The sequence below is a fragment of the Microbacterium esteraromaticum genome (assembly GCF_900163815.1).
Taxonomy (GTDB): Bacteria; Actinomycetota; Actinomycetes; order Actinomycetales; family Microbacteriaceae; genus Microbacterium; species Microbacterium esteraromaticum_B.
The window spans coordinates 19,465-38,395 of the sequence record NZ_FUKO01000019.1; the positions used below are offsets into that span (position 1 = coordinate 19,465).

Here is an 18,931-nt window from a genome sequence, read left to right on the forward strand (position 1 = left end):
TGCTGCAGTGGATCAGCCGCCGCAGGTGTAGGTGACCCCGCCCTGCTGCCAGACCCCGGGCCCGAGGTCGGCGCAGACTCCCAACAGCGTGGAGAACGTGATGATCGCCCCCACGACGAGCGCGATGATCACAATCGTGATCAGGGCGCCAACGATGATGCCAGCCAGGGCGATGCCGGTCTTGCCGCCGTTCTTGCGCAGCTTCACGAAGGCCACGATGCTGAGGATCAGCCCGATCGGTGCCGCCAGGAAGGCGAGCACGAGCCCGACGATGCCGAGCGTGGCGCCCGGCGTGGGCGGTGCCGACGCGGGGTAGGCCGCGGGGCCGGGATAGGGTGCTGGGCCGCCGGTCGGCTGACCCGCAGAGTGCGGCGAGGGGGCGCCCGGCCCGGATTCTGGGTGTGACATGGTTGCTCCTTTGCGTCAGAGACCGACAATAGCGCGACAGCGCGCCGAGCCTCGCGCACCCGCCGACAATTCACCAGACCGTTGCGATTCGCCCTCTGCGGCTTCACCTGCCCCGGTTCACGTGGCGCACATTGTCGCTTCAGCGGGTGGGATGCGGCCATTCGGGGCACCTGAGCGGCGCGGGGAGGGGGCCTTGCGTCGGCATGTGACGGGCTGTTGCCTCGCGTGACGGTGGTGGGTGCGCAGCATCCGTCCGCGCGGCTACGTTCGCCGCATGACACTTCTCAACGATCAGCTCATCACCATCGCCGATGTCACCGCCAGCGAGCGCGCGCAGCGCCTTGATGACGCGGGAACCGTGTGGAACGAGCGCATCGCTCGCGACGCCGGCAACGCCCAGTTGACGTACAAGGTCACCGGCCGCGGCGTCGGATCGGTGGGCACCGAGATCCGGTCGGGCCGACACCGCTTCCTCGTCGACGAGCCGGCAGCCCTCGCCGGAGACGACGCGGCCGCGAGCCCCGTCGAATACGCCCTCGGTGCCCTCATCTCCTGTCAGGTGGTCGTATTCCGTCTGTATGCCCAGGCGCTCGGCCTCACGATCGACGACATCGAAGTGAGTGCAGAGGGCGACCTCGACGTGCGCAAGCTCTTCGGCATCGATGAGACCGGCCGGGCAGGATTCCACGACGTGCGCGTGCGAGTCGACATCGCGGGGCCCAACACCGCAGCGGAATACGATCGTCTGCGCGCGGTCGTCGAGGAGCACTGCCCGGTGCTCGACTTGTTCGCCAACACGGTGCCCGTCACCGGCTCTCTGGTACCCGCGCCAGATCTGTGAGCACGCCACTAGAGTGAGCCGCATGGATGCAGCGTCGAAGCTCTCTCGCGGTCAGGTCACCCGGTACGCCATCGGGTCTCTGGGCACGGGCGGATTCTCGACACTGCCCGGTCTCGTGCTCGTCTACTACCTGACCGACTCGCTGGGAGTGACCGCGCTCGCCGCCGGCATCATCGTCACCGCCGCCAAGATCTGGGATGTGCTGATCGACCCCGTCATCGGCGGGATCAGCGACCGAGCCTTCGGCAGAACGGGCACGCGGCGCGGGCTGATGGTCATCGGTGCGCTCGGCCTGCCGATCGCGTTCGTGCTGACCTTCGCGGTGCCGGGTGGAATCGGCGATCTCGCCTCCGCCCTCTGGGTGCTCGTCGCGTTCATGCTCGCAGCGACATGCTTCAGCCTGTTCCAGGTGCCGTACATCGCACTGCCCGCCGAATTGACCAGCGATTACCGCGAGCGCACGCGCCTGCTCACGTGGCGGGTCGTCCTGCTCACGATCGCCATCCTGCTGTTCGGCGCCGGCGGCCCAGAGATCCGCGCGCTCTTCCCCGATGACCCACGGCTCGGCTACCTCGTGATGGCGATCGCCGCCGCCGTGGTGCTCGGAGTCGGTCTGTACGTCGCATCCACAGTGGCGCCGCAGCGCCCCCTGCTGCCCGTGCGGCCCGGCGCGTCGATCGCCACGCACTATCGCGACGGCATCGCGGTGCTGCGAAAGAACCAGCCGTTCCGTGCGCTGCTGGGCACTTTCATGCTGCAGGGGCTCGCCACGGGGCTCATGCTCGCCGCCGCACAGTACGTCGCCCGCTGGATCCTGCACGACGAGACAGCGGTGACGCAGCTGTTCGTCGCGCTGATCGCCCCCGCCGTGCTCATGGCGCCGGTGTGGAAGCGCATCGCCGACCGCATCGGCAAAGAGCGCGCGTTCCGCCTGGCATCCGCCGCATTCCTCGTGGCGACGGTCGCGCTGGCAGTCATGGTGTGGGCACCCGGCTGGTGGATCGTCGCGCCGGTCGCGCTCGCCGGTTCCGCCTACGCCGGCATGCAGACCCTGCCGATGGCAATGCTGCCCGACCTCATCGCCCACGATCACACGAAGGTCGGCGGCGACAACCGCTCGGGTGTATTCAGTGGAGTGTGGACCGCGGGGGAGACAACCGGAATGGCACTGGGATCGACCGTGCTCGCGATCGTGCTGGCATCAACCGGTTACATCGAGACGACAGCGGGGGTCGAGGTCATCCAGCCGAATCTCGCCGTGAGCGGCATCGCGGTGTCGTTCAGCATCCTCCCTGCCGCGCTCATGCTGCTGAGCCTGGTCACGCTCTCGCGCTATCGCCTGCGCGAGCACGACATCATCGGGACGTCGACGTGACCGATGTTCTCGAGCGGCTGCGCCGATTGCGCGCCGACGACGCACCCACCCACGGCGGCCATGTGCTGTCGTATGTCTACGACTCCGGGCGCCCGGAACTCGACGAGCTGGCGGACGCTGCGGCACAGCTCGCCCGCCCGCTCAACGGCCTCGACCCGACCGTCTTCCCATCGATCGCCGCGATGGAACGCGATCTCATCGGCTTCGCGAAGCGGATGCTGCACGGCGGCCGCGCTATCATCGGCTCCATCACCAGCGGCGGCACCGAGAGCTGCCTGCTGGCGGTGAAAGTGGCGCGCGATCTCTGGCGCGAAGCGCACCCGGAGGCGGCAGGCCTGCGGCCGCGCCTGGTCGGCCCGTCGACCGTCCATGCGGCGTTCCAGAAGGCTGCGCTGCTGTTCGACCTCGAGTGGGACCCGGTGCCGTGCGCGCCGGATGGCACCGTCGACCCGGCTGACGTGGTCGCGCGGATGGATGCCGACGTCGCGATGATCGTCGTCTCGGCACCCGCGTATCCGACCGGCGTGCTCGATCCCGTGCGGCAGGTCGCTGCGGCGGCGTTCGAGCGAGGCATCCCGTGCCACGTCGATGCCTGTTTCGGTGGTTTCGTGCTGCCGTGGTGGCCGGGGCTGCCGCGCTGGGACTTCCGTGTCCGCGGCGTCACCAGCATCTCGGCAGATCTGCATAAATTCGGGTACGCGCCCAAGGGCGTCTCGGTGCTGCTGCACCGCGGTCGACGACGTCGGCGTGCACAGTTCTTCGCGACCACGCGCTGGGCCGGCTACCCGGTGGTGAACCCGACACTGCTCGGCTCGAGGTCTGCATCCCCCCTCGCAGCAGCCTGGGCCATCACTCAGCATCTCGGCGACAGCGGCTACGCCGAGCTCACCGCCTCGATTCATCGCACCGCGACGGCCGTTCGTGCGACCATCGCCGAGATCACCGGGCTGACGGTGCTGGGCGACCCGGTCGGGCCCGCGATCGCGGTCATCGCCGACGAGTCAGTGCCGGAAGCAGACCGCGTCGACCCGCACCGGCTGGCAGATGCTCTGGTCGCGTACGGCTGGAAGATCCAGCATCAGCCAGGATTCGTGCAGACCGATGGGGTGCGTCTGCCGCACAGCGCGCACCTCACGCTCACCCCCGCGCTCGAGCAGGGGATCGAGCAGTTCACCGGCGCGCTGGCGGCAGCATCCGATTCTGTGCGGGGAGTGCCCCGTGCCGATGCCCGCGCGCTCGCCGCCTCGATGCGCGCGCTGGGGTACGGCGAGAACGGTCGTGTGCCCGGGCCGAAGGCCGCTTGGACCCTGCTGAAGCTGGCGGGAGCGGCCAAGGTCTCGGCCGATCAGCCGCTGGCGACCCTGATGGCGCTCATCGAGCAGCTGCCTGCACCGGTCGCCGAGGCGCTGCTGTCTGAGCTGCTTGCCCGGCTGTCCGACCCGCGCTGAGCGGCACCCTCGCACCTCATCGAGGGCAGGATGGTTGTCCACGACAGGGTGATTCCCCAGCATCCATCCTGTTCTCGGCAAATGTCCTGTTCTCGGTGACGGCCTCGACGTCCGCGATCGAGGTGCAGGCGGGTCACCTCGCGAGGTGCAGTCCCTGCGCGACGGCATTGATGATGGTCTCCTGCACGTACACAGCGTCAAACATGACCTGCTGATAGTCGAAGCGCAGCACCGTGTATCCGAGCAGAGTCAGGCGGGCGTCCTGGCGCAGGTCGCGGCGGCGATCCTTCGCATCTCCATGGAACTTGAATCCATCCAGCTGCACCACCAGCCGGTTGCCGATCAGTGCGTCCACCTCGTGCCCGTCGATGCGAACTTGCTGGCGTACCTCGATACCGCAGCTGCGCGCGATGGCGAGGAAGCGGGTCTCGATGCCAGAGTCCGACAGGGTGCCGACCATCTCGAGCACGCTCCGCACTGCGGTGCTGTGCCAAGCCGTCCGGTGCAGCTGCGCCAGGGTCACCAGGCCCGTGCGCAGCGCGGATTCCCAGATCGCCGTCGCATCCGGCGGCTCCAGGCAGCGCCCGACATGGAACAGCACGTTCAGAATCGGATCCTCCACAGTGAAGCGGGCGACCGGTGCCGGGCCGGGTGCCCAGTGCAGCACCCGGTCGGCCCCGCGGATCCGGGAGGATGTCGACGGCACGGCGAGGTGTGTGCGGGGGTCGTCGTTCGTCCAGAGTCCGAGCTGTTTGGCAGCCGACACACACGTCACCCGCCCACTCACGTCGGCGGCCGAGCGGTGCGCGGGTGAGCACTGCGGGGTGACCAGCCAGGATCTTCTGACCCGCTCGACGACGCCCGCATCGACCGCCTGGATCATTTCATGCTGCGTGTAGCCGGCGGCACGAAGGACGCGGCTGTGTGCGACGCCGCTGTGCCGCTGCATCCATGTGGTGAGGGGGACTTTCATGCCATACGACGATGCCCGCTCCCGGCATCCGCCGGACGTCACTTCGGCATGTTCTGGGGACAACTCATGACGATCTTCATCTGTGCAGGACGAGTGGGCGTGATCGAGAACAGGATGATTGCCGCACACAGGACGGATGCCGCGAAGTTGACCTGTTCTCGTGAACGCGCCTGTTCTCGGGAGCGCGCTCGCCCAGGCGCCGCCCCAGCGCCGGACCTCATGACCCTCGGCGGGTAGGGTAGAAGGGTGAGCATGGACATCGAGATCGGCCGAGGCAAGCGCGCGCGTCGTGCCTACACTTTCGACGACATCGCGGTCGTTCCGTCGCGGCGCACCCGCAACCCTGAAGACGTCTCGACGGGGTGGACGATCGACGCGTTCTCGTTCGATATCCCCGTGCTCGGCGCGCCGATGGACTCGGTGGTCAGCCCGAAGACGGCGATCATGCTGGGCCAGCTCGGCGGCCTCGGCGTGCTCGATCTCGAGGGACTGTGGACCCGTTACGAAGACCCGCAGCCGCTGCTCGACGAGATCGCTGCGCTTCCCATGCAGAGCGCGACCGTGCGCATGCAGCAGCTGTACTCCGAACCGATCAAGCCCGAGCTCATCAAGCAGCGCCTCGCCGAGATCCGCGAGGCGGGCGTCACCGTCGCAGGTTCCCTCACCCCGCAGCGCACGCAGGAGCTCTACGAGACCGTTGTCGCCGCCGGTGTCGACCTCTTCGTCATCCGCGGCACCACGGTCTCGGCCGAGCACGTCTCCAGTGTGACCGAGCCACTGAACCTCAAGAAGTTCATCTACGACCTCGATGTGCCGGTCATCGTCGGCGGTGCCTCCACGTACACCGCCGCCCTGCACCTCATGCGCACCGGCGCCGCCGGCGTGCTCGTCGGCTTCGGCGGGGGAGCGGCTTCCACCACGCGCGTCACCCTCGGCATCCACGCGCCGATGGCCACCGCTGTCTCAGACGTCGCCGCTGCGCGCCGCGACTACCTCGACGAGTCCGGCGGCCGCTACGTGCATGTGATCGCCGATGGCGGCGTCGGCACGTCCGGAGACATGGTCAAGGCGCTCGCCATGGGGGCGGATGCCGTGATGCTCGGCGTCGCGCTCGCCCGCGCCACCGATGCGCCGGGCCAGGGCTTCCACTGGGGCGCCGAGGCGCACCACCCGCAGCTTCCGCGCGGACGCCGCGTATCGGTGCACGGCGTCGGCAACCTCGAGGAGATCCTCTACGGACCGGCCCCGGTCGCCGACGGCACGGCGAACCTGATCGGTGCACTGCGCAAATCGATGGCCACAACCGGATACTCCGACCTCAAGGAGTTCCAGCGGGTCGAGGTCGTGCTCGCCCCGTACGAGCTGGGATGACGTCGACCGAGCCCGCGTTGCCGCAGGAGTTTCCGCCGACACTGCGCGAGGTGCTGCTGCGCCGCCGGTGGCTGGGCGTGCTCGTTCTCTGCCTGGTCGTCGCGGGCGTGTTCGCCTGGCTCGGGCAATGGCAGCTGGGGCGCGCGATCGACACCGACCCGCCGCCGCCTGGAGCCACCGAACAGGTGCGTCCGCTGACCGACGTCATCGAGCCCGGCAAGTACCTGGCCGAGTCTGCCGGTGGTCAGCGCGTCGAGACCAGCGGCACGTGGTTGCCGGAAGATTTCATCGTCATCTCATCGCGGTTCAATGACGGCGCGGAGGGCTACTGGGTCACCGGGCAGCTGCGCGTCGCCGAGCGCACCTCGATCGCGGTGGCACTCGGGTGGGCTCAGACCCGGGAAGAAGCGGATGCTGCGGCATCCGCTCTCGCAGACGCCGGACCCGTCGAGACGACGATCACCGGCCGAGTGATCGATGATGAGGGCGTGGAGGTGCCGCCGCGCACCGACCCCCTGCAGTTGACCCGCATGTCTCCTGCCGCGCTGCTCAGCCGCTGGCACGATGTCGAGCAGCTGAACGTGTATCGGCCGTACCTGGCATCCGTCGAGGCACCCGCCGGGCTCGTCGACATCAGCTCGCCGGCGCCGACGCAGAAATCGCCGGTCAACTGGCTGAACGTCTTCTACGCCGCCGAATGGGCGGTATTCGCGGGCTTCGCGTTCTACCTCTGGTATCGGCTCGCGAAAGACGCGTGGGAGCGCGAGGTCGAGGAGTTCGAAGACGCGGCGGGCCCCGAACCGACCGCCTGAGCGCGTCTCGCTCGGCAACTGATCCGTGACCTTTCGGTGACCGGATCAAGAATTCCCTTGCCGGATGTCGTCGGCTCGCTCTAGGGTCACAGTCATGCGTGTGCGTCCTGGACGCTCACGTAGGCCGCGGTTTCACGAGAGCCGTGGCTCATCCTGAGCGAGGAGACTGCAACGATGATGTCGGCCGCCCCCGATGGGAATCGCATGATTCCCATCCCACTTCGCAGGAGCAGGGGGCGCATGGGCGCTCTCGCCCTGACCACCGCCGCCGCGATGAGCTTCGGAACGCTCATCGCCACGCCCGCTTTCGCGAATGCCGAAGGAACGGGGGTCGTCATCAATGAGGCGTACCTTTCCGGCGGCAGCGCGGGCGCGGCCTTCAAGAACAAGTTCGTCGAGCTGTACAACCCGACAGACGCCGACATCGTGCTGGACGGGATGTCGCTGCAGTACCGGGCATCCGGAACCGCCACGGCGTTCACCGGTGTCATCCCGCTGAGCGGAAGCATTCCGGCTGGCGGCTACTATCTGGTCGAGGCCAACAGCAACGGTGCCACCGGCGCCGACCTGCCCGAGGCCGATGCGAGCAGCGCGATTGCTTTCAGCGGCGGCAAGGGCACGCTCGCTCTGGTGAACGGCACCGACAAGCTCGATCCCGGTATCGGATCTCTCGTCAGCGTCGACGGCATCATCGACCTGCTCGGCTACGGCGACTCCAATACCTACGAGACGGCTGCAGCCACCGCCCCGTCCAATAACACTGACGTCAGATCGCTTAACCGCACCAACGGCGCTGACACCGACGACAACAGCGCCGACTTCTCGCTCTCGGCGACGATCTCTCCGACGAACGCCGCCGGCGAGACCGAGGCCGATCCCGGCACCGACCCGGGCACCGATCCGGGCGATGCCGTTGCGGCGACCATCGCCGAGGTGCAGGGCACCGGTGACGTCTCGCCGATGAAGGGCCAACTGGTCACAGCCGAGGGCATCATCACCGCCGATTACCGCACCGGTAACTACAACGGCATCGTCATCCAGGCGCAGGGTTCCGGTGGCGATGCGCACGCGGTGGGCGATGCGTCCGACGGTGTCTTCGTCTTCGTAGACGGCAAGGCCGTTCCCGGTGAGATCGGCGACCTCGTCTCGGTCACCGGGACGGTCGACGAATACTTCGGGCAGACGCAGATCAAGGTCGCCGCCGCCTCCGCTGTCGCCGTCGTCACGGCCGGTGTCGGCGTTCCCGCGCTCACGCCGCTGCCGACGTCTGTCGTCGGAGCCGACCGCGAAGCGTACGAGAACATGCTCGTGCAGCCGGTCGGCGACTATGCCGTGGCCTCCAGTCACCAGCTGTTCAACTTCGGCACGCTCTGGCTGAACCCCGACGAGCTGAACGTGAAGAGCACCGAGGTCAAGCGCCCGGGGCCGGATGCTGCTGCGATCGCCGGGACGAACCGCGCGGACCGCATCTTCCTCGACGACGGCTACAACATCCAGGTCACCAATAACGCATACCCGGGTGACCAGCCCTACTTCACCAAGGGAGAGGTCGTCCGCAACGGCGACCTCGTCGACTTCGGCGACAAGGGCTTCGTGCTGCAGTACGGCTTCGATGACTGGCGCCTGCAGCCGACCACGCCGCTGAGCAGCGAGTCGCCCGATGACCAGAAGGTCTCTTTCACCACGAACAACCCGCGCCCCGCGGTCCCGTCGGTCGGCGGAGACGTGCAGATCGCCTCGTTCAACGTCTACAACTACTTCACGACGCTGAGCTCCGAGAACGCGGATGCTCGTGGTGCCAAGACAGCGGCGCAGTTCGCGATCCAGAAGTCGAAGATCGTCGCGGCGATTAACGGCCTCGACGCAGAGGTCGTCTCGCTGATGGAGATCGAGAACTCGGTCAAACTCGGCGAACCGGTCGATACCGCGCTCGCCGACCTCGTCAGCGGGCTGAACGCCGCGACGGGTTCCGAGACGTGGGCCTACGTGCCGACCCCGGAGTCGCTGCGCAATGCCGCCACGACCGACTTCATCACCAACGCCATCATCTACAAGAAGGGCGAAGTCACTCCGGTCGGCGCCAGCTCGACGATCGACGATGAGACCGTATGGGGCAACGTGCGTGAGCCGATCGCCCAGGCCTTCGACATCGACGGCCGCACCGTGACCGTCGTCGCGAACCACTTCAAGTCGAAGTCCGGCAGCGGCACCGAGCCCGCCGATGGACAGGGCCACTTCAACGGCGACCGCGTCAAGCAGGCCGAGTCGCTGCTGGCGTTCACCGACGAGCTCGCGCAGGACAACGGCAGCGCCGACATGCTGCTGATCGGCGACTTCAACGCCTACGGGCAGGAAGACCCGATCAACGTGTTCACCTCCAAGGGGTGGCTCGACACCGTGCCGGCCAAGGACAGCGGAACCTACACGTACACGTTCGACGGCGAGCTGGGCTCACTCGACCACGTGATCGCATCGCCCTCGCTGGCTGATTCGGTTACCGGCGCAGCCGTCTGGACGATCAACTCGCCCGAGTGGAGCGACCGCGGCTACGCCTTCGGCGCAACCGAAAGCAGCACCCCGTTCCGCTCGAGCGACCACGACCCGATTCTCGTCGGAGTCTCGGCGACCGCACCGCCGATCAGCATCGACATCGCGACGATCAACGACTTCCACGGTCGGATCGAGGCGGATGGCGCCAGTGCCGGGGCTGCCGTGCTGGCGGGTGCGGTGCAGTCCGTGCGCGACGCGAACCCGAACACGATCTTCGCCGCCGCCGGTGACCTGATCGGCGCATCGACGTTCACATCGTTCATCCAGGACGACAATCCCACCATCGACGCACTCAACCTCGCCGGACTTGACGTCAGCGCCGCTGGCAACCACGAGTTCGACCAGGGCTGGGAAGACCTGCGCGACCGCGTGCAGGACCGCGCGGACTGGGAGTACATCTCGTCGAACGTGTTCATCACCGAGACCGGTGAGACCGCTCTGGCACCTGCATGGGTCAAGGAGCTGGACGGCGTGCGGGTCGGATTCATCGGTGCTGTCACCGAAGACCTCGACTCGCTTGTCACGCCAGAGGGCATCAAGGACCTCGAGGTGCGCAGCATCGTCGACTCGGTGAACGCCGTGGCGGACGACCTGCGTGACGGCGACCCGACCAACGGCGAGGCGGATGTCATCATCCTGCTCGTGCACGAAGGCGCGGCCACCATCGGCCTCGACAGCATCACTCCGACGTCGCCGCTGGGCGAGATCGTCTACGGCGTCGATGACGACGTGGATGCGATCGTGTCGGCGCACACCCACCTGGCCTACAACCACGTCATCGACGGCCGCCCGGTCGTCTCGGCGGGGCAGTACGGCCAGAACCTCGGTGTGATGAACCTGCAGGTCGACGCGCAGACCCACGAGCTGATCTCGATCGTCAATGAGATCCGCCCGCTGGCCAAGCAGGTCGACGGCAAGTGGGTGCCCAACTATCCGCCCGTCGCCGCCGTGCAGGACATCGTCGACGACGCGAAGGCCGAGGCCGACGTGCTGGGTGCCATCAAGGTCGGCGAGATCACGGGAGACTTCAACCGTGCGCTTCAGAGCGACGGCGCGGAGAACCGCGGTGGCGAGTCCACGATCGGCAACTTCGTCGCCGATGTGCAGAAGTGGTCCACCGGCGCGGATATCGCGCTGATGAACCCGGGCGGGCTGCGTGCCAACCTGACCTACGCATCGACCGGATCCACCGATCCGGATGGCAACGTGACCTATCGCGAGGCGGCGACGGTGCAGCCGTTCGCCAACACGCTCATCACGCTCGAGCTCACCGGTGCACAGCTGAAGAGCGTCCTCGAAGAGCAGTGGCAGCCTGACGGTGCGTCACGTCCTTTCCTGAAGCTCGGCGTCTCGGAGGGCCTGACGTACACGTACGACCCGACGGCCGCGCGCGGTGAGCGGATCACCTCGATCATGCTCAACGGCACCGCGGTCGATCCGGACGCGTCCTACCTGGTCGCGGCGAACTCGTTCCTCGCCGGCGGTGGAGACAGCTTCTTCACCCTCGCCAAGGGCGCGAACGCGAAGGACACCGGCAAGATCGACCTGCAGTCGATGGTCGACTGGTTCTCTGAGAACCAGACCGCCACACCCGACATGGCGCAGCGTGCCGTCGGTGCAGTGGTCAGCTCGGCTGGCGACACAGTGACTGTCGACCTGTCATCGCTGGCCTTCAGCGGGGGAGAGCCGGCGCCGACCTCGGTGTCGATCTCGCTCGATGGCACCGAACTCGCAACCGGCGCGATCGACGCGAGCGTGGTGGACACGACCGACGAGGCAGGACGGGCGAGCCTGTCCTTCACTGCCCCGGAAGGCGTCTACGGAGCGCAGCTGCTGCTGGTGACGGTGGCTGACACCGGCACTGCGGTCATGGTCCCGGTCACCTTCGGCGCGGCACCGCCGGCCGAAGGCACGATCACGCTGAGCAAGACCAAGGTCGCCGCAGGCGGCACGGTCACCGTCTCCGGCGAGGGCTTCGCGGCAGGTGACGAACTCACCATCGAGTTGCGGTCCACGCCGGTGCAGCTCGGCACGGCCACCGTTGCCGCCGACGGCACGTTCTCGGCCACCGTGACGGTGCCGAAGAACACCGCCGCGGGTGCGCACACGATCGCCGTCATCCAGAGTGATGGGGCAGAGGCCACTGCGCCGCTCACCGTCACTGCGGCAGACGGCGGCCCGGGCTCAAACCCGGGCGATGACCTGGCCACAACCGGTGCCGACTCGGTGCCGTACCTGGTGCTCGCAGCTCTGCTGCTGACACTCGGACTGGCCCTGGTCGTCGCACGTCGCCGCAAGGCAGAGCGCCTCTGATCCGTCAGGATAATCGCGCATGAGAAAGTGCCCGCCAGCTCTCCGGAGGTGGCGGGCACTTCTCCGTGTTCCGTTGGTCTGCGGCGTGCCTGGCGGTGCGGTCGGCTGAGTAGACTGGAGGCATGTCCGAGCCCAAAGTCGCCAGCTTCCCGGCGATCCGCGGAGCGCTGAAGTTCTATCAGATCGCCTCGATCATCACCGGCGTCATGCTGCTGCTGCTCGTGACGGAGATGGTGCTGAAGTACACGCCGATCCGCCTTGAACTCTTCCTCGGCGGATCCGGAGGGTTCCTCTGGCTCGCCGACGTCGTGGAAGGGCCGAAGGGGCTGGAATCCACCGGCGACGGAGTGAACCTGTCGCTGAGCATCCTGATCGTGCACGGCTGGTTCTACGTCGTGTACCTCTTCGCCTGCTTCCGGATGTGGAGCCTGATGCGCTGGCCGTTCCTGCGCTTCATCCTTCTCGCTCTCGGTGGCGTCATCCCGCTGCTCTCCTTCTTCATGGAGGTGCGCGTTGCGCGTGACGTGAAGGCATATCTTGCAACGCGCGAGGAGAACGGCCCTTCGACAGGTTCAGGGACCCAGGCCGGCTCAGAGGCACAAGCAATCTCAACCACGGAAGGCACCCGTTGACCGAACAGACCGAGACCCAGCAGCGTCCTGCGCTCGTCGTCGATTTCGGTGCGCAGTACGCGCAGCTGATCGCCCGCCGCGTGCGCGAGGCCGGCGTCTACAGCGAGATCGTGCCGCACACCGCAACCGCAGAGGAGATCGCCGCGAAGAATCCGGTCGCGCTCATCCTCTCCGGCGGTCCGTCGTCGGTCTACGACGAGGGTGCCCCGCAGCTCGACCCGAAGGTGTTCGACCTCGGCGTGCCGACACTGGGCATCTGCTACGGCTTCCAGTACATGGCTCAGACTCTCGGCGGCGAGGTCGCGAACACGGGGCTCCGTGAATACGGTGCCACCGATGCGACGATCTCAGCCAGCGACAGCCCGCTGATGACGGGTCAGCCGGCCGAGCAGAACGTGTGGATGAGTCACGGCGACCAGGTCGCACGTGCGCCAGAGGGCTTCGAGGTGCTCGCCACCACGAACGCGACCAAGGTCGCCGCCTTCGCCGACGAGGACCGACGCTTCTACGGTGTGCAGTGGCACCCCGAGGTCAAGCACTCCGACCACGGACAGGCGATCATCGAGAACTTCCTGCACAAGGGTGCGGGACTGCCCACCGACTGGAACAGCGACAACGTCATCGCCGAGCAGATCGCCCGCATCCGCGAGCAGGTCGGCGATGCCCGGGTCATCTCGGCGCTCTCCGGCGGCGTCGACTCGGCGGTATCGACTGCTCTCGTGCACAAGGCCATCGGCGATCAGCTCACCGCGGTCTTCGTCGACCACGGCCTGCTGCGCCAGGGCGAGCGCGAACAAGTCGAGAAGGACTACGTCGAATCGACCGGCGTGCGCCTGATCACCGTCGATGCGGTTGACACGTTTCTCGGTCACCTCGCCGGTGTCACCGACCCCGAGACGAAGCGCAAGATCATCGGCCGCGAGTTCATCCGCGCCTTCGAACAGGTGCAGCTCGACCTGGTCGAAGAGGCCAAGGCCACGGGTGGCGCACCGGTGAAGTTTCTCGTGCAGGGCACGCTCTACCCCGACGTCGTCGAGTCGGGCGGGGGAGCGGGCACCGCGAACATCAAGTCGCACCACAACGTGGGCGGGCTTCCGGAAGACCTCGACTTCGAGCTCGTCGAGCCGCTGCGCGCGCTGTTCAAGGACGAGGTCCGTGCGATCGGCCGTGAACTCGGCATCCCCGAAGCCATCGTCGGGCGCCAGCCGTTCCCCGGGCCCGGCCTCGGCATCCGCATCATCGGCGAAGTGACGCGCGAGCGTCTCGAGGTGCTGCGCGAGGCCGACGCGATCGCCCGCGAAGAGCTCACCAAGGCCGGGCTGGATCAGACGATCTGGCAGTGCCCCGTCGTGCTGTTGGCCGACGTGCGCTCGGTGGGCGTGCAGGGCGACGGCCGCACGTACGGTCACCCGATCGTGCTGCGCCCGGTGTCGAGCGAAGACGCGATGACTGCCGACTGGACTCGACTGCCGTACGACGTGCTGTCGAAGATCTCCAACCGCATCACCAACGAGGTGCGCGAGGTCAACCGGGTCGTGCTCGACGTCACGTCGAAGCCGCCGGCGACGATCGAATGGGAGTGACCGCGGCCTGACGGCCGGCGCGTCCGCGTCCCTTTCGCACATGCGCCGGGGGAGCGGATGCTAGAAGCGGCGGCCGCCCGACCGACCGGAGGAACGGCTGCCGCCCGACCGACTGCGTGAACTGCTGCGCGACGAGCTGCGGTGCGACGAGCGCGATGAGCTCCGGCGCGACGAGCCGCCCCAACCGGACGACGAGCCGCCTCCGCCCTCGCCCTTCGCGAACGCGCCGAACAAGGCGCCGAGTGCGGCCCCTCCGAGCGCGAACATCACGACCGCGCCGACTTCGCCATCGGCCAGTGAGCCGCCGCCGACCAGGCCCATGATCCCGCCGCTGACCGCACCCCACGCTGCCTTTCCGCCCGTGGATGGATCATCGTGGCTGGAGGTGCGGCGAGCCGTCGAACTCCGGCTCGAGCCGGTCGACGACGGCGGGTCGAACATGGCCGGGCCGTCGGCGTCGCGCGCTGATGCGAACCGCGATCCGGAGGACCCGGCGCCCGCCAGGGAAGATGCCGCGGTCGGAGCGGACACGGTCGACTTCTCCAGCGCTTCCTGAGCCAGATCGCGCGAGGCTCGGGCGAGGCGCTGCGCCTCGGTCGGATCAGTGGCCGATCTCCCGTCGGCGAGACGACGCTGGGCCAGGTACAGCCGGCTCAGCGCTGCGGATCCGATCCCGCCGCTGCGGCCCTGCACCGAGGCCTGCGCAGCGCGCACGGCCGCGGCAGCCTGATCCAGAGTCACCGGCGTCTCTGCGCCGCTGGTGCGGACTGCGGATGCTGGCGCGTGCGCCGCGAGCACCTCGGCGTACGCGGCGATGGCCTCGCCCAGGTCATCGGCCTCGGCGAGAAGGCGTTCGATCTCGTGCACGGACTCGGCGATCGCCCGCGGCTTGCGCGCCTGGATAGCTGTCTCCAGCGCGACGAACTCCTCGTCGGCATCGCTCAGGCGCTCAGCAATCTCGCGCGGGTTTCCTGCGATCGTGACCAGGTCGGCCGGTGGGAAGGCATCTGACAGCGTGGCGAGACGCGCCACGGCATCCGTCTGCGTCCTGGTCGCCTCGGCCCGAGCGGTCTTCAGCCGTGCGAGCGTCTCGGTGGAGTTCTTCGCGAGCGCGCGCAGCGCCGCCAGCTTCTCGGTGCGCTCCTCGAGTGCCCGATCGACCCTCGCGCAGAGGCCGAAGATTCCCTTCGTCCACGCCCGGGTGTCATCCGGGGTGTCTTCGACAGCATCCTGCAGCTTCTCCAGCAGCTCGAACGCGACCTGCAGCTTCGAGCGGCAGTCCTCGAGCACGGCGGTGAACTCGGCGGTGGTCTGCTCTCCGAACTCCGCGGTGACGAAGCCGAGTTCCTGCTCGCTGGTGCGCACGGCCTCGTCAGTCTGCACGAGCCGCTGTGCGGCGCGCTTCTTCCGCCCCTCCAGTGTGCGCAGCTCAGCGGCGAGAGCGGCGCGTCGGCGCAGGAACAGCACGACGCGCGTGACGATGAAGACGATCAGCGCGAGCCCGGCCAGCCCCACCACCCACACCCACCACGGCCAAGGCACTTTGGTGAGCTCGTCGGCGACGTACTCGATCCCACCGGCCCAGTCATCGGTGCGAAGGTAGCCGCTTCCGAGTTGGTCCTCGATCTTCAGCACACGTGACTCCGAGAGCGGGCCCGCCTTGACGCCGTCGCCGCCGTATTCGGCCGAGATCGCCAGGCTGCGTCCCTCGGTGGAGATCGCGAGAAGGTACTGGTCAGATGCGAGGTTGTTGAGCTGCGCGGTCTTGTCCGCCCAAGCGAGCGCGTTGCGGGGGTCCTCGAAGTCCGGCACGAGGATCACATACAGTTCGGGTCGATCGTCGGTGGCGGCCAGCTCGCTCAGCTGCTGCTCCAGCTGCTGCTCCGCGGAGTCGCTGAGCACGCCCGACAGGTCGGTGACGTAACCGGGATCCAGATCGACGGGCGTCTCGGCGAGGGCGGCGCTGCCCGATCCGAGCAGCACTCCGAGCATCAGCGCGAGAGCGGTCGCCACTGTCGTCGTTCTCGCCCGATTTCTCCGCATCGTCCGCCCCTTCACGTGCCTCGTCGCTCTTGCAACTCGATCCTCGTCCGTGATCCATCATGGCAGGCGGCGCCATGACGAGAAAAAGCAGGAGACGGGCTGCCCGCCCGTCTCCTGCCTTGTCGTGTTCAGGCCCGCTCAGGCCTTGCGGCGGTCTCCGCGGCCGACGATGAGGCCGTAGATCAGCAGCACGATGAGCGACCCGCCGATGGCGAGCAGCCAGGATGACAGCGACCAGAACTCGTCGATCTTCGTGTTGAAGATCATGCTGCCGAGCCAGCCGCCGAGGATGGCGCCGACGACGCCGAGCAGCAGAGTGACGAACCAGCCGCCGCCCTGCTTGCCGGGCAGGATCAGTTTCGCGATCGCGCCGGCGATGAGACCGAGGAGAAGAAAAGCAAGGAAGCCCATGATGGTGGCTCCGTTCTCTATGTGCTCTGGTGTTCCCGCGCAGACGAGGGCGTCAGCGCGTGAGATAAGAATGCAGTACCTGTGCGGAGAATGGCAAGCGCGACTTCGGTGAGTCGCTGTTCTGCCTGGTGACAGCCGAAAAGGGCCGCCCTCCGAAGAGGGCGGCCCTTTCGTGCGATCAGCGGATCAGTTGCTGCGCAGAATGGCGATCATGCGCAGGATCTCGACATACAGCCACACCACGGTGACCATGATGCCGAAGGCGCCGAGCCAGCCGTATTTGCGGGGTGCGCCGTTGCGCACGCCCTGCTGGATCTGATCGAAGTCCAGCACCAGCGAGTACGCGGCCATGAAGACGACGAGGATGCCGAGGATGAGGCCCAGCGGAATGCCCGCGATCGTCGCGCTGCGCATACCGAACATCTGGTCCTGAGGTAGGACGTTGGTCCACATCAGCACGAGGTTCAGCACCGAGAACACCAGGTAGCCGATCATGGCGATCATGAAGATCTTGGTCATCTTCTTCGACGCGCGGATCTTGCCGCTGGCGAACAGTGCGAGCGTCACGCCGACGACGGCGAGCGTCGCCAGGGTCGCCTGCATGACGATGCCAGGCCAGAGCGTCTCGAAGAAGGCCGAGATCGCGCCGATGAACACACCCTCGAAGGCGGCGTACGCGAAGATCAGCCCCGGGCGCACCTTCTTGCGCGAGGTGAAGACGATGACCATCGCCAGCACGAAGCCACCCAGTGCGCCGACGATCCACGGCGTGAGGTCGACGCTGCCGGTGATGGGGTTGAACGTCGAGGCCGTCCAGATCCAACCGGCGACGGCAGTGGCCACGAGGATGGCGAACAGCCCGACGGTCTTCCAGACGGTGTCTTCGATCGACATCCGGTCGGTCTCGAGGGCTCCAGCGGGTGGAGCGGCGTACATGCCTTCCATCTGGGCGTTGGCTGCAGCGGTCACCGCGGCGTGCTGTGACGCGGCGGGCGGCGGTGCGTACTGACCCTGCGCCGCGCCAGGGTAGGTCGCGACGTTGCGCGGGTCCTGCTTCTGGAACGCGGGGTTATTGAATGCGAAATTGCTCATGGGGTGCCTCTACTCCCGAGGGATCGGTCAACGCTTTCTTCTACGATACGGCGGAAAGCTATGATTGCGGTGCTTTACGCTGAGAACGTGCCCAGGAAATCTCCGCTCGTCATCGGGCATCGCGGCGCCCCCGGTTATCGCCCCGAGCACAGCAGATCGTCGTACGAACTGGCCCTCGCGATGGGGGTGGATGCTGTCGAGCCGGATGTCGTCGCCACGAGCGACGGCGTGCTGGTGCTGCGGCATGAGAATGAGATCTCCGGCACCACGAACGTCTCCGGGCATCCCGAATTCGCTGACCGGCGCACGACGAAGAAGATCGACGGCGTCTCGCTGACGGGATGGTTCACCGAAGACTTCACCTGGGCCGAGCTCTCCACGTTGCGCTGCCGCGAGCGGCTGCCCAAGATCCGGCGCTCGAGTGCCTCTTTCGATGACACCCAGCCGATCCTGCGGCTCACCGATCTGCTTGCACTCATCCGACAGGGGTCGGTGGAGTACGGGCGAGAGATCGGCATCGTGCTGGAGATCAAGCACGCGACCTATTTCGAGCGACTCGGTCTTGACCTGGCACCGCTGATCGAGCGCGACCTGCGAGCGCACGGCTGGGCTGACGGCGAGCTGCCGCTGGTGATCGAAGCGTTCGAGTCGACGGTGCTGGCCCGGCTGCGGTCGACCGGCCTCGCGGCATCCTTCATCTATCTCATCGAGGCCGCCGGCAAGCCGTTCGACCTGGTCACCTCGATGGGCAAAACCGCACCGGCCTACGCGGATGCCGTCACCCCAGGCGGGCTCGATCGGCTCGTCGGCGAGGTCGACGGCATCAGCGTCAACAAGCGGATGCTGCTCGCGCCGGGCGCGACGATCGTGGCGGACGCGCACGCCCGCGGTCTGCGGGTATTCACCTGGACGTGCCGCCCCGAGAACGCTTTTCTCTCGGCGCGGTTCCGGTCCTCGGGTGGCAAGGCGGCTTTCGGCGACTATGAAGCCGAGTGGGCCGCGATCGCCCGCGCCGGGGTCGACGGCGTGTTCGTCGACCATCCCGACCTGGGCGTCGCGTTCTTCCGCTCCTGACTTCG

14 protein-coding genes are annotated in these 18,931 nt (G+C 67.4%); 9 read left to right on the forward strand and 5 right to left on the reverse strand.

All coding sequences use genetic code 11. The features are described from left to right. Positions 1–12: 12 nt before the first annotated feature. Positions 13–408, reverse strand: a complete 396-nt coding sequence (locus FM104_RS05570) for a DUF4190 domain-containing protein (protein ID WP_087130473.1) — start codon at positions 406–408, stop codon at positions 13–15. A 274-nt stretch (positions 409–682) separates the two neighbouring features. Here FM104_RS05570 and FM104_RS05575 point away from each other — a divergent pair, with 274 nt between their 5' ends. The 3 genes from FM104_RS05575 to FM104_RS05585 are packed head-to-tail and all read left to right on the forward strand — an operon-like array spanning position 683 to position 4,072. Further along, a complete protein-coding gene (locus FM104_RS05575) occupies positions 683–1,249 on the forward strand; it encodes an OsmC family protein (RefSeq protein ID WP_087131100.1) in 567 nt (188 codons plus the stop codon). Positions 1,250–1,271: 22 nt separating this feature from the next. Further along, positions 1,272–2,624 (forward strand): MFS transporter, encoded by a 1,353-nt coding sequence (locus FM104_RS05580; RefSeq protein ID WP_087130474.1) that lies wholly within the window; start codon positions 1,272–1,274, stop codon positions 2,622–2,624. After that, positions 2,621–4,072, forward strand: coding sequence for a pyridoxal phosphate-dependent decarboxylase family protein (locus FM104_RS05585; protein WP_087130475.1), 1,452 nt, complete (start codon positions 2,621–2,623; stop codon positions 4,070–4,072). Before FM104_RS05580 ends, FM104_RS05585 begins: the two co-directional genes overlap by 4 nt. Positions 4,073–4,205: 133 nt before the next feature. Here the strand turns inward: FM104_RS05585 and FM104_RS05590 are convergent, their stop codons facing one another. Continuing rightward, the gene (locus tag FM104_RS05590; RefSeq protein ID WP_087130476.1) at positions 4,206–5,045 is read right to left on the reverse strand and encodes an endonuclease domain-containing protein; all 840 of its coding nucleotides are present in this window, start codon (positions 5,043–5,045) and stop codon (positions 4,206–4,208) included. 252 nt (positions 5,046–5,297) lie between these two features. Between FM104_RS05590 and FM104_RS05595 the strand changes: the two genes are divergently transcribed. The 5 genes from FM104_RS05595 (at position 5,298) to guaA (ending at position 14,306) form a co-directional block, all read left to right on the forward strand. Then, positions 5,298–6,416, forward strand: a complete 1,119-nt coding sequence (locus FM104_RS05595) for a GuaB3 family IMP dehydrogenase-related protein (RefSeq protein WP_087130477.1) — start codon at positions 5,298–5,300, stop codon at positions 6,414–6,416. Further along, entirely contained in the window at positions 6,413–7,228 is an 816-nt protein-coding gene (locus FM104_RS05600; protein ID WP_087130478.1) for an SURF1 family cytochrome oxidase biogenesis protein, read from the forward strand. The genes FM104_RS05595 and FM104_RS05600 overlap by 4 nt, the downstream gene beginning before the upstream one ends. 240 nt (positions 7,229–7,468) lie before the next feature. Further along, the gene (locus FM104_RS05605; RefSeq protein ID WP_256971535.1) at positions 7,469–12,091 is read left to right on the forward strand and encodes an ExeM/NucH family extracellular endonuclease; all 4,623 of its coding nucleotides are present in this window, start codon (positions 7,469–7,471) and stop codon (positions 12,089–12,091) included. Between the two features lie 122 nt (positions 12,092–12,213). Next, positions 12,214–12,723: a DUF3817 domain-containing protein gene (locus tag FM104_RS05610; RefSeq protein WP_087130479.1), complete on the forward strand. Its 510-nt coding sequence runs from the start codon at positions 12,214–12,216 to the stop codon at positions 12,721–12,723. Continuing rightward, complete coding sequence (guaA, locus tag FM104_RS05615; RefSeq protein WP_087130480.1) at positions 12,720–14,306, forward strand: glutamine-hydrolyzing GMP synthase; 1,587 nt, start codon at positions 12,720–12,722, stop codon at positions 14,304–14,306. Before FM104_RS05610 ends, guaA begins: the two co-directional genes overlap by 4 nt. A 60-nt stretch (positions 14,307–14,366) precedes the next feature. On the opposite strand, the gene FM104_RS05620 is transcribed toward guaA, so the two are convergent. From FM104_RS05620 to FM104_RS05630, 3 genes are all read right to left on the reverse strand, one after another. Next, positions 14,367–16,319: a TPM domain-containing protein gene (locus tag FM104_RS05620; RefSeq protein ID WP_179206686.1), complete on the reverse strand. Its 1,953-nt coding sequence runs from the start codon at positions 16,317–16,319 to the stop codon at positions 14,367–14,369. Positions 16,320–16,487: 168 nt separating this feature from the next. Continuing rightward, positions 16,488–16,760, reverse strand: coding sequence for a GlsB/YeaQ/YmgE family stress response membrane protein (locus FM104_RS05625; RefSeq protein ID WP_087130482.1), 273 nt, complete (start codon positions 16,758–16,760; stop codon positions 16,488–16,490). A 186-nt stretch (positions 16,761–16,946) separates the two neighbouring features. Further along, complete coding sequence (locus tag FM104_RS05630; protein ID WP_087130483.1) at positions 16,947–17,852, reverse strand: Bax inhibitor-1/YccA family protein; 906 nt, start codon at positions 17,850–17,852, stop codon at positions 16,947–16,949. 87 nt (positions 17,853–17,939) lie between these two features. Between FM104_RS05630 and FM104_RS05635 the strand changes: the two genes are divergently transcribed. Next, positions 17,940–18,926, forward strand: a complete 987-nt coding sequence (locus tag FM104_RS05635) for a glycerophosphodiester phosphodiesterase family protein (protein ID WP_087131105.1) — start codon at positions 17,940–17,942, stop codon at positions 18,924–18,926. Positions 18,927–18,931: the final 5 nt, after the last annotated feature.